The sequence below is a fragment of the Streptomyces sp. NPDC127084 genome (assembly GCF_042724175.1).
Taxonomy (GTDB): Bacteria; Actinomycetota; Actinomycetes; order Streptomycetales; family Streptomycetaceae; genus Streptomyces.
Window position 1 is genome coordinate 8,655 of sequence record NZ_JBHXFA010000095.1, and the last position, 10,885, is coordinate 19,539.

8 protein-coding genes are annotated in these 10,885 nt (G+C 71.6%); 3 read left to right on the forward strand and 5 right to left on the reverse strand.

What is annotated here, in order from left to right:
- Positions 1-196 precede the first annotated feature (196 nt).
- The 4 genes from ilvD to ACFWI9_RS21640 form a co-directional block, all read right to left on the reverse strand.
- Positions 197-2,047 carry a dihydroxy-acid dehydratase gene (gene ilvD / locus ACFWI9_RS21625; RefSeq protein WP_387164280.1) on the reverse strand — a complete coding sequence of 617 codons (1,851 nt, stop codon included), beginning with the start codon at positions 2,045-2,047 and terminating at the stop codon, positions 197-199.
- A 208-nt stretch (positions 2,048-2,255) separates the two neighbouring features.
- Positions 2,256-2,876, reverse strand: coding sequence for a TetR family transcriptional regulator (locus ACFWI9_RS21630; RefSeq protein ID WP_387164281.1), 621 nt, complete (start codon positions 2,874-2,876; stop codon positions 2,256-2,258).
- Positions 2,873-3,724 carry a sugar phosphate isomerase/epimerase family protein gene (locus ACFWI9_RS21635; RefSeq protein ID WP_387164303.1) on the reverse strand — a complete coding sequence of 284 codons (852 nt, stop codon included), beginning with the start codon at positions 3,722-3,724 and terminating at the stop codon, positions 2,873-2,875. Before ACFWI9_RS21635 ends, ACFWI9_RS21630 begins: the two co-directional genes overlap by 4 nt.
- 75 nt (positions 3,725-3,799) lie before the next feature.
- Complete coding sequence (locus ACFWI9_RS21640; RefSeq protein WP_387164282.1) at positions 3,800-4,738, reverse strand: Ppx/GppA family phosphatase; 939 nt, start codon at positions 4,736-4,738, stop codon at positions 3,800-3,802.
- Positions 4,739-4,778: 40 nt separating this feature from the next.
- Between ACFWI9_RS21640 and ACFWI9_RS21645 the strand changes: the two genes are divergently transcribed.
- Entirely contained in the window at positions 4,779-5,738 is a 960-nt protein-coding gene (locus ACFWI9_RS21645) for a hypothetical protein (RefSeq protein ID WP_387164284.1), read from the forward strand.
- A 143-nt stretch (positions 5,739-5,881) separates the two neighbouring features.
- Here ACFWI9_RS21645 and ACFWI9_RS21650 read toward each other — a convergent pair whose 3' ends face one another.
- Positions 5,882-7,828 carry a hypothetical protein gene (locus ACFWI9_RS21650; RefSeq protein WP_387164304.1) on the reverse strand — a complete coding sequence of 649 codons (1,947 nt, stop codon included), beginning with the start codon at positions 7,826-7,828 and terminating at the stop codon, positions 5,882-5,884.
- Positions 7,829-8,168: 340 nt separating this feature from the next.
- Here ACFWI9_RS21650 and radA point away from each other — a divergent pair, with 340 nt between their 5' ends.
- Together radA and disA are read left to right on the forward strand one after the other, a co-directional pair.
- On the forward strand, positions 8,169-9,578 hold the full coding sequence (gene radA, locus ACFWI9_RS21655; RefSeq protein ID WP_387164286.1) for a DNA repair protein RadA: 1,410 nt from the start codon (positions 8,169-8,171) through the stop codon (positions 9,576-9,578).
- A gap of 44 nt (positions 9,579-9,622) precedes the next feature.
- On the forward strand, positions 9,623-10,756 hold the full coding sequence (gene disA, locus ACFWI9_RS21660) for a DNA integrity scanning diadenylate cyclase DisA (RefSeq protein WP_387164287.1): 1,134 nt from the start codon (positions 9,623-9,625) through the stop codon (positions 10,754-10,756).
- The last annotated feature ends 129 nt before the right edge of the window (positions 10,757-10,885 follow it).

Consider the following 10,885-nt stretch of genomic DNA (forward strand, 5'->3'; position numbering starts at 1 on the left):
CCGCGGCGGCCCCGGCGCGGGGGGGGGGGGGCCCCACCTCCTCCGCGCGCCCCCGGCTCGGTCGGGTCTCCGCCGGCCCCCCCCCCCCCCCGGCACGCTGGTAGCCGCCGCGCCCCACCACCCCGTGGCACCCGGTCGCAGGAGCAGGGGGCTTCGCGATACCACCGCGAGGCCGGGTGCCCCGCGGAGCCCGGACTCAGCCGAGCCTGGAGACGTCCCGCACCGCACCCTTGTCCGCGCTCGTCGCCATCGCCGCATACGCCCGCAGCGCCGCGGAGACCTTGCGCTCGCGGCTCTTCGGCGCGTACACCCCGCCCAGCGCCTCCCGCCGGGCAGCGAGGGTCGCGTCATCGACGACCAGCTCGATCGAGCGGTTCGGGATGTCGATACGGATCAGGTCGCCGTCCTCGACCAGGGCGATAGTGCCCCCGGACGCCGCCTCGGGAGAGGCGTGGCCGATCGACAGGCCCGACGTGCCGCCCGAGAAGCGGCCGTCGGTGACCAGGGCGCAGGCCTTGCCCAGGCCGCGGCCCTTCAGGAAGGAGGTCGGGTAGAGCATCTCCTGCATCCCCGGGCCTCCGCGCGGGCCCTCGTAGCGGATGACGACGACATCGCCTTCCTTGATCACCTTGGTGAGGATCTTGTCGACGGCCTCTTCCTGGGACTCGCAGACCACTGCGGGGCCCTCGAAGGTCCAGATCGACTCGTCCACGCCGGCGGTCTTCACCACACAGCCGTCGACGGCGAGATTGCCCCTCAGCACGGCCAGCCCGCCGTCCTTGGAGTAGGCGTGCTCGACGGAGCGGATGCAGCCGTTCTCGGCGTCCGTGTCCAGGGACTCCCAGCGCTCGGACTGCGAGAAGGCGGTCGCGGAGCGCACGCAGCCGGGCGCGGCGTGCCACAGCTCGACGGCTTCGGCGGACGGGGAGCCACCGCGCACGTCCCAGGTCTTGATCCAGTCGGCGAGCGAGGCGGAGTGAACGGTGTGCACGTCCTCGTTGAGCAGCCCGCCGCGGTAGAGCTCGCCCAGGATGGCGGGGATGCCGCCGGCCCGGTGGACGTCCTCCATGTAGTACGTGCCGCCGGGGGCGATGTTCGGCGCGACCTTGGCCAGGCAGGGGACGCGGCGCGAGACCGCGTCGATGTCGGTGAGGTCGTATTCGAGCTCGGCCTCCTGGGCGGCGGCCAGCAGGTGCAGGATCGTGTTGGTCGAGCCGCCCATGGCGATGTCGAGGGCCATGGCGTTCTCGAACGCGGCACGGGTCGCGATGTTGCGGGGCAGGACGGACTCGTCGCCCTGCTCGTAGTAGCGCTTGGTGATCTCGACGACCGTGCGGCCTGCGGTCTCGTAGAGGGCCCGGCGGGCGGTGTGGGTGGCGAGGGTGGAGCCGTTGCCGGGGAGGGAGAGGCCGATTGCCTCGGTGAGGCAGTTCATCGAGTTGGCGGTGAACATGCCGGAACAGGAGCCGCAGGTGGGACAGGCGTTCTCCTCGATACGGAGCACGTCCTCGTCCGACACGTTCTCGTTGACCGCGTCCACGATGGCGTTGATCAGGTCCAGCTTGCGGACCGTGCCGTCGACCAGCGTGGCCTGGCCCGCCTCCATGGGGCCGCCGGAGACGAAGATCGCCGGGATGTTGAGGCGCATGGCGGCCATCAGCATGCCGGGGGTGATCTTGTCGCAGTTGGAGATACAGATCAGGGCGTCCGCGCAGTGCGCCTCGACCATGTACTCGACCGAGTCGGCGATCAGGTCGCGGGAGGGCAGGCTGTAGAGCATCCCGCCGTGGCCCATGGCGATGCCGTCGTCCACGGCGATGGTGTTGAACTCACGGGGGACCGCGCCGGCGGCGAGGATCGCGTCGGAGACGATCCGGCCGACCGGCGCCAGGTGGGTGTGGCCCGGCACGAACTCGGTGAAGGAGTTGGCGACCGCGATGATCGGCTTGCCGATGTCCGCGCTCGCTACGCCCGAAGCCCTCATCAGGGCGCGGGCGCCCGCCATATTGCGGCCGTGGGTGACTGTGCGGGACCTCAGCTCGGGCATCGTCGCTCGCTCCTTCTGACAGTGCTGGCTCCATCGAGCCTACGCCGCTGCTCCAAGATCTGGACATTGGGTCCGGAATACGGGACGGGGTTCCGCCTTTCGGGCAATCGCTCGCGGGGCCGTCCACCGGCCGGTCGTGGTCGGGCGGTCGGCTGCGGTGAGGCGGTCAGCTTCGAGGTGCGTCCTGGGAGCGGACTCGCGTCCCGCCTCAGTCCTCCGTCAGATACCGCTGAAGCGTGGGCGCGACCATCGCGATGATCTCCTCCGGGTCCGCGCTGACCAGCGGCTCCACCTGGATCACATAGCGCAGCACCGCGATCCCGATCATGTGCGATGCGGCGAGCTCCGCGCGGAACTGGGGATTCGGCACATCGAGGTCCGCCGCCACCCGTTCCAGCAGCCGCCGCAGGACGAACCCGCGCAGTACCTTCGCCGCGGCGTCGTGCGTCAGCGCGGACCGGAGGATCGCCAGCAGCGGCGCTCTGGTCGCGGGGTTCTCCCAGACGCCGACGAAGTGGCGTACGAGCCGCTCCCCGATGTGCTCGGTGCCCTCCTCGAGGATCGAGGGCACGAGCATCGCGGGCTCGAAGGAGACCTCGATGGCCGCGGCGAAAACCTCGTCCTTGGTGCCGAAGTAGTGGTGGACGAGCGCCGGGTCGACGTTCGCGGCCTTGGCGATTCCGCGTACGGAGGTCTTGTCGTAACCGCGCTCGGCGAACTCGGCGCGGGCCGCCTGGAGGATGCGTTCCCGGGCGCCGGGCCCGGTGTCCCCCTCCGTACGGGCGGGACGGCCGCGGCCACGCCGCCTCGGGGCAGCGGCGGCGGTCATGATCCGCCCGTGGCGGCGTCGGTGCGAGCCGGGGCGCCGTCGTCGTCCAAGGCGGCGGCCGAGGCCAGATGCAGCCGGGTGAACGCCAGCGCCTCCGCGAGGTCCGCCTCGCGCTCCGCCGCCGACATCGCCCGGCGCGTGTTGACCTCGATCACCACATGCCCGTCGAAGCCGCCGCGGGCAAGCCGTTCCAGCAGCTCGGCGCACGGCTGGTCGCCGCGTCCCGGGACCAGGTGCTCGTCCTTCGCGGAGCCCTTGCCGTCGGCCAGGTGGACATGGGCCAGCCGGTCACCCATCCGGTCGACCATGGCCAGGGTGTCCGTACGGGAGGTGGCGGTGTGCGACAGATCGACCGTGAAATGCCGGTAGTCCTCTTTGGTGACGTCCCAGTCGGGGGCGTACGCCAGCATCTCGCGGTCGCGGTAGCGCCACGGGTACATGTTCTCGACGGCGAACCGCACGTCCGTCTCGTTCGCCATCCGCCAGATCCCGGACACGAAGTCGCGCGCGTACTGCCGCTGCCAGCGGAACGGCGGATGCACCACCACGGTCGACGCGCCGAGCTGCTCGGCTGCGGCCTGCGCCCGCTGGAGCTTCACCCAGGGGTCGCTGGACCAGACCCGCTGGGTGACCAGCAGGCACGGCGCGTGGACGGCGAGGATCGGCACCTGGTGGTAGTCGGAGAGTCTGCGCAGCGCCTCCAGGTCCTGGCTGACCGGATCGGTCCAGACCATGACCTCGACCCCGTCGTACCCGAGGCGCGCGGCGATCTCGAAGGCCGTCGCCGTCGACTCCGGGTAGACGGAGGCCGTCGACAGGGCGACCTTCGCATCCGGGATACGCACCACTGGATCTGGATCTGCCACGAGGGACAGATTACGGGCCCGGTGGAGCGGGGACCGGGGGTGGGGAGACGGCATAAGTCAGACATCAGTCGTGGGCAGGTGGTCCAGGCGGCGCAGAATCACACCCTCGCGCAGCGCCCAGGGGCAGATCTCCAGCTCATCGACGCCGAAAAGGTCCATGGCGCCTTCCGCCACCAGTGCCCCGGCGAGGAGCTGGCCCGAGCGGCCTTCCGACACCCCGGGCAGCGTCGCGCGCTGGGCGGCGGTCATGCCGGCGAGCTTGGGCACCCACTCCTCCAGAGCGGAGCGGTTCAGCGCACGCTGCACGTACAGGCCGTCGGCCGTGCGCGCGGCCCCGGTGAGGCGGGCGAGCTGCTTGAACGTCTTCGAGGTGGCGACCACATGGTCCGGGCGGCCGAAGCGGCTGAACTCATGGACCGTACGGGCGATCTGCGCCCGGACATGGCGGCGCAGCGCACGCACATCGTCGGGCCCCGGCGGGTCGCCCGGCAGCATCGCGGCGGTGAGCCGCCCGGCGCCCAGCGGCAGACTGACCGCGGCGTCCGGGTCCTCGTCGATCCCCAACGCGATCTCCAGCGAGCCGCCCCCGATGTCCAGGACCAGCAGCCGGCCGGCGGACCAGCCGAACCAGCGGCGAGCGGCGAGGAAGGTGAGCCGCGCCTCCTCCTCGCCGGTGAGCACGGTGAGGTCGACCCCGGTCACGGTGCGGACCCGGTCCAGTACCTCATCGGCGTTGGTCGCCTCGCGCACCGCGGATGTCGCGAAGGGGAGGACGTCCTCGCAGCCCTTGTCCTCGGCCGCCTGGAGGGCGTCCTCGACGGTCTCGATGAGCTGGTCGACGCCCTTGGCGCTGATGGCTCCGTCCCCGTCGAGGAGCTGGGCGAGGCGCAGCTCCGCCTTGTGGGAATGGGCGGGCAGGGGGCACGCACCGGGGTGCGCGTCCACCACCAGCAGGTGCACCGTGTTCGAACCGACGTCGAGGACTCCGAGTCTCATGTACGGAACGCTACTGCGGTCGCGCGCATACGCTTGACTCGTGCCAAAGACGAAAAAGACGAAGCAGGGCAAAGCAAACCGGGAAAGCGCCGGGGAGCCGGTGAAGCTCGGAAAGCCCGCACAGTCGGTGGAATCCGTGAGGTCGCCGGAAGCCGTGGGATCCGCGGAATCGCCGGAGTCCGCGGGGGTCTCTGACCGTGGTCGGCCCGCGCAGCCCACGCCGCCCGACGAGCAGGGTCTCGACTTTCCCCGCGCCTGGGTGGAGTTCGCCGACCCTGCGGACGACGAACAGGTCTTCCGATGCGATCTGACCTGGCTGACCTCCCGCTGGAACTGCATCTTCGGCAGCGGCTGCCAGGGCATCCAGGCGGGCCGTGCCGACGACGGCTGCTGCACGCTGGGGGCGCATTTCTCGGACAAGGACGACCAGAAGCGGGTCGCCCGGAACGTGGCACGGCTCACGCCCGAGCTGTGGCAGTTCCATGATGTGGGTACCCGGACGGGCTGGACCCAGAAGGACGAGGACGGTGAGCTCCAGACCCGGCGCTGGGAGGGGTCCTGCATCTTCCAGAACCGCCCGGGGTTCGCGGGCGGTGCGGGCTGCTCGCTGCACATCCTGGCTCTGAAGGAGGGCCGGGAGCCGCTGGAGGCCAAGCCCGATGTGTGCTGGCAGCTTCCGGTGCGGCGCACGTACGACTGGATCGACCGCCCCGATGACACCCGGGTGCTGCTGATCTCGATCGGTGAGTACGACCGCAGGGGCTGGGGCCCGGGCGGGCATGACCTGCACTGGTGGTGCACGTCGGCGACCTCGGCGCACGGCGCGGGCGAGCCGGTGTACGTGACCTACCGTCCGGAGCTTGTGGAGCTGATGGGCAAGGCGGCGTATGACGTGCTGGTGGAGCTGTGCGAGGCACGCCTGGCCAGAGGGCTGCCACTGCTGGCCCCGCATCCCGCAGATCCGGTGGGCCCGATGGATGGGCGTACAGAAACGGCATAGCTCCGCCTGAACCGGCGCATCTCGCCCGAAACGGCATGACACGGTCTGATGCGGCTTGGTCCCACCCGGCCCGGCATGATCCCGCCCGATCCGGTCTGAACGCGCGCCCCGGTGCTGCGCATGCGATCCGGGGAAACGCTTCCTCAGCTCGGCGGCGGAGCCGACGGCTCTGACGTCTCGCCTGGGGGCGGCCCCGCGGGGTCGGCCGGCGGCGTCTCCCCGGGCGGGGGCTCGGTGGTCGGCGGCGGCTCGGTCGCGGGCGGTGGTTCCGTCGCCGGAGGTGGCTCCGTCGTGGGCGGTTCCTCGGGCGACGGGGGCGGGTCCGTGGGGCGGGGCGGGTTGGGTGGCTGGCTGGTCTCGCCGTGCCCGTCGAGTTCCAGGACCGCGCCCGAGGGGTCGACGCCCACCCGTGCCGTCCAAGGGCCCTCTGGTTCGGCGGCGTGGTCCACGTACACATGGACCGTGAAGGATTCGCCAGGCCGCAGGATGCCGGACGAGACACTCGCGTAGAGCCAGGGCGCGTCTGTCCACAGCGACCAGGAGACCGGGGCGCCACCCGATGCGGTGAGGGTGATCATCGTGGTGTCGCCGGAGGGCTGGGCCTCGACCGTGAGGCGGCCCGGTCCACGACCGGTGGCGGTGGATCCCCTCGGCGGCTGCCCCGGCCTGATGACCTCGATGGACACCCCGCCGGATGTGGCGACGGGGTGGCTGCCCGCACTCACGGCCCGCCCGCCGGGGCCGCGCTGTGCGTTCCCCGCGGTCTCGTAGTCGCCGTAGCCGTGGCGGCCGTCGTACGGGGGACCACCGGGGCCCTCCGTCCCGTCCTCGCCCGCGGCACCGTCGAGTTCCCCGGCGAACAGCGGGGGGCCGCCATCGCGCTCGCCGAGGGCGGGGGCGCCGCGGTAGGCCGCCCAGAGCGCCAGCACAGGCGCGGCCACGACCGCCGCGACGACGGTCGTGGTGACCGCCCTGGTCCGCAACCGGCTGCGCTGAGCGGCGTGGCTCTTCGGGTCCACGGGGAACCCGTCCCGCCCGAAGCGCGGTGACCCGGCGCGCTCTCGCGGTACGTCCAGCATCGCCGCGTAGGCCTCGGCGCGCGGGGCGGGGACGAGGGGCAACTGTCTGGAAGGCTCCCCGGATGTCCGCTCGGGCGAGCCGGTTGAGGCGGGTGCATGCGGCGACTCGGCCGGCTCATCCGTACCCTCCGGGAGGGAGACCGAGGAGCCGGGCCAGGGTCCGGTCGCCCCGGCGCGCTCGGCGGCGCGGCGGCAGCGCGGGCAGTCGTCCACATGCCGGACGAGCTCGCGCCGCAGTCCGGCCGAGAGCAGCACGTGGTGGTCCTCGGTGAGCCGGGCGATCGCGGGGCAGTTGCCGCCCTCGACCACGGCCAGAGCCGCACGGGTGCGCTCCACCTCGCAGGCCGCCGACGCGAGCAGCTCACGGGTGCGCGCGGGGTCCATGCCCAGTACGGCGGCGACTTGGCGAGGTACGAGGCGGTGGCGGACGGCGAGCTCCAGCGCCTCGCGCTGCTCGGGGGTGGTGCCGGCGGCTTCCGGCCAGGCGAGCCTGGCCAGTTCGGCCCGGCGCCGTTCGGCGGCCTCGGGCGGGATGGTGCGCAAGGGCTCCGTGGGCGCGGTCTCGTCACAGCCGGAACGACCGGGCCCCCCGGAACCACCAGACCGCCCCAACCGCCCGGAACCAGCGGAATGAGCGGGGCGGGCATGGGCCCGGCCCTGTGCGCGGGAACCATGCGCCCCGCGGGATCCCTGGGCATCCGCGCGTAATCCGGCCGAGGCGCGCTTGCTCTTCGCGTTGCCGCCTGTGCCCCGGCGCCGGTGCCGCCGCTGCTCGGCGAGGGCCCGCAGGCAGGCCCAGCGGGCCAGTGCGTACAGCCATGCCTTGCGCTCGGCCTCACCACTCGGGCAACGCCGGTGCTGACGCTCGGAGATGGCCAGGACGTCGCCGAGCACCGCCGTCGCCGCTTCGTGGTCGCACAGCGCCGACAGGCAGTAGGTGAACAGCCCGTCCAGATACGCCTCGTAGCGCACGGGCGGCGCCTGTACGAGGGTCTCGGGTGGTTCCAGCATGCTGCTCGTCACGGGGTTGACCGTAGGCGCGGAAGGGCACTCACTTCGCGCCACTTAGGGGCATTTACTCCTTACGGGTGAACGTTTCTGTTAAAAGAGGACTGAGGCATGTGCCCGGCGCGGATGCCCCGGTGTCAGGCGCCCATTTCGGGCGCTCTCGTCGCGTTCCCGCCCTGGCCTCGCTCTGGTTCCTCCTCTTGACCTTCTCCCTCGGCGACCCTCTGCGATTCCGGTGATTCCGGTGATTCCGGTGATTCCGGTGATTCCGGCGGTTCGGGCATTTCCGCTGCTCCCCCCGCAGTCCCTTCGGCTGTCAGTGGGGACCGCTACGGTTCTCCGCATGGCTGCCCGTACGAAATCCGCGAAGGACCGGCCGTCCTATCGCTGCACCGAATGCGGTTGGACGACCGCCAAGTGGCTCGGCCGCTGCCCCGAGTGCCAGGCATGGGGCACGGTCGAGGAGTACGGCGCGCCCGCGGTCCGTACGACGGCGGCCGGGCGGGTCACCAGCGCCGCGCTGCCGATCGGGCAGGTCGACGGCCGGCAGGCCGCCGCCCGCACGACCGGTGTCGATGAGCTCGACCGGGTGCTCGGCGGCGGCCTGGTGCCGGGCGCGGTGGTGCTGCTGGCGGGCGAGCCGGGTGTGGGCAAGTCCACGCTGCTGCTCGATGTGGCGGCGAAGGCCGCGAGTGACGAACACCGCACCCTCTATGTCACGGGTGAGGAGTCAGCGAGTCAGGTGCGGCTGCGTGCCGACCGGATCCACGCGCTGAACGACCACCTGTATCTGGCTGCCGAGACCGATCTCTCCGCCGTTCTCGGGCATCTGGACGCCGTGAAGCCCTCGCTGCTCATCCTGGACTCGGTGCAGACCGTCGCGTCTCCCGAGATCGACGGGGCCCCGGGCGGCATGGCGCAGGTGCGCGAGGTGGCGGGGGCGCTGATCCGCGCGTCCAAGGAGCGCGGGATGTCCACCCTGCTGGTGGGGCATGTCACCAAGGACGGCGCCATCGCGGGCCCGCGGCTGCTGGAGCACCTGGTGGACGTCGTGCTGCACTTCGAGGGCGACCGGCATGCCCGGCTGCGGCTGGTCCGGGGCGTCAAGAACCGCTACGGCACGACGGACGAGGTCGGCTGCTTCGAGTTGCACGACGAGGGCATCACCGGACTCGCCGATCCCAGCGGTCTGTTCCTGACCCGGCGGGACGAGCCGGTGCCCGGCACCTGCCTCACGGTGACACTGGAGGGACGCCGCCCCCTGGTCGCCGAGGTCCAGGCGCTCACCGTGGACACCCAGATCCCCTCGCCCCGGCGCACCACCTCCGGTCTTGAGACCTCCCGGGTCTCGATGATGCTGGCCGTGCTGGAGCAGCGGGGCCGCATCAGCGCACTGGGCAAAAGGGACATCTACAGTGCGACCGTCGGAGGTGTGAAGCTCTCCGAGCCCGCCGCCGATCTCGCGATCGCGCTGGCGCTGGCGTCGGCGGCGAGTGACACCCCGCTGCCCAAGAACCTGGTCGCGATCGGGGAAGTGGGGCTCGCCGGCGAGGTGAGACGGGTCACTGGTGTGCAGCGCAGGCTGGCCGAGGCGCACCGCCTCGGCTTCACCCACGCCCTCGTTCCGGCCGATCCGGGCAAGGTCCCGCCTGGTATGAAGGTCACGGAAGTCGCCGACATGGGGGACGCGCTGAGGGTGCTCCCGCGCGGGCGCAGAGCAGAGGCCCCACGAATGGACGAGGTACGCCGGTAGACTTTGCCCTGGTCTCGCCCATCCGTACGAGCCGGAGGAGAGCAGTGGCAGCCAACGACCGGGGCTCAGCCCCCGGAAAGTCCGGCGGAGGCTCCGGGGGGTCCGGCAAGGAGTGGCTGATGCGCGCCTCTCTGAGTGCGGTCGCCCCCGGCACCGCCCTGCGCGACGGACTGGAGCGCATCCTGCGGGGTAACACCGGCGGCCTGCTGGTCCTCGGTATGGACAAGTCGGTCGAGTCGATGTGCACCGGCGGCTTCGTACTGGATGTGGAGTTCACGGCGACGCGGCTGCGTGAGCTGTGCAAGCTCGACGGGGCCCTGATCCTCGACAAGGACATCACCAAGATCCACCGGGCTGGTGTGCAGTTGGTCCCCGACGCCTCCATCCCCACGGAGGAGACGGGCACCCGGCACCGGACCGCTGACCGGGTTTCCAAGCAGTGCGGCTTCCCCGTGGTGTCGGTCTCCCAATCGATGCGGCTGATCGCGCTGTACGTGGACGGGGAGCGGCGGGTCCTGGAGGAGTCGGCCGCGATCCTGTCCCGGGCGAACCAGGCGCTGGCGACCCTTGAGCGCTACAAGCTGCGTCTTGACGAGGTCGCCGGGACACTGTCCGCGTTGGAGATCGAGGATCTGGTGACGGTCCGCGATGTGACGGCGGTCGCACAGCGGCTGGAGATGGTGCGCCGGATCGCCACGGAGATCACCGAGTACGTGGTGGAGCTGGGCACCGACGGGCGGCTGCTGGCCCTTCAGCTCGACGAGTTGATCGCGGGCGTGGAGCCGGAGCGCGAGCTGGTCATCCGCGACTACGTCCCGGAGCCGACGGCGAAGCGGTCCCGCACCGTGGACGAGGCCCTGTCCGAGCTGAACGACCTGACGCATCCCGAGCTGCTCGAACTGCCCACCGTGGCACGGGCGCTCGGCTACAGCGGATCACCGGAGACCCTGGACTCCGCGGTGTCGCCCCGGGGTTACCGCCTGCTGGCGAAGGTGCCTCGGCTGCCCGGCGCGATCATCGAGCGCCTGGTGGAGCATTTCGGCGGACTCCAGAAGCTGCTGGCCGCGAGCGTGGACGACCTCCAGGCGGTCGACGGCGTCGGCGAGGCCAGAGCGCGCAGTGTCAGAGAGGGCCTGTCCCGACTGGCGGAGTCCTCGATCCTGGAGCGCTACGTCTGATCTCTTTTCAGGCCGGGTTGCCCCGCCCCCGGTTGCCCGGCCCGGGGACCCGGCGCATAAACGGCCCCGCCCCCCCGGGGGTTTGTTACCCCGGCCCCCCGCGGGGAGTCCCCCACAACACAACCCCGC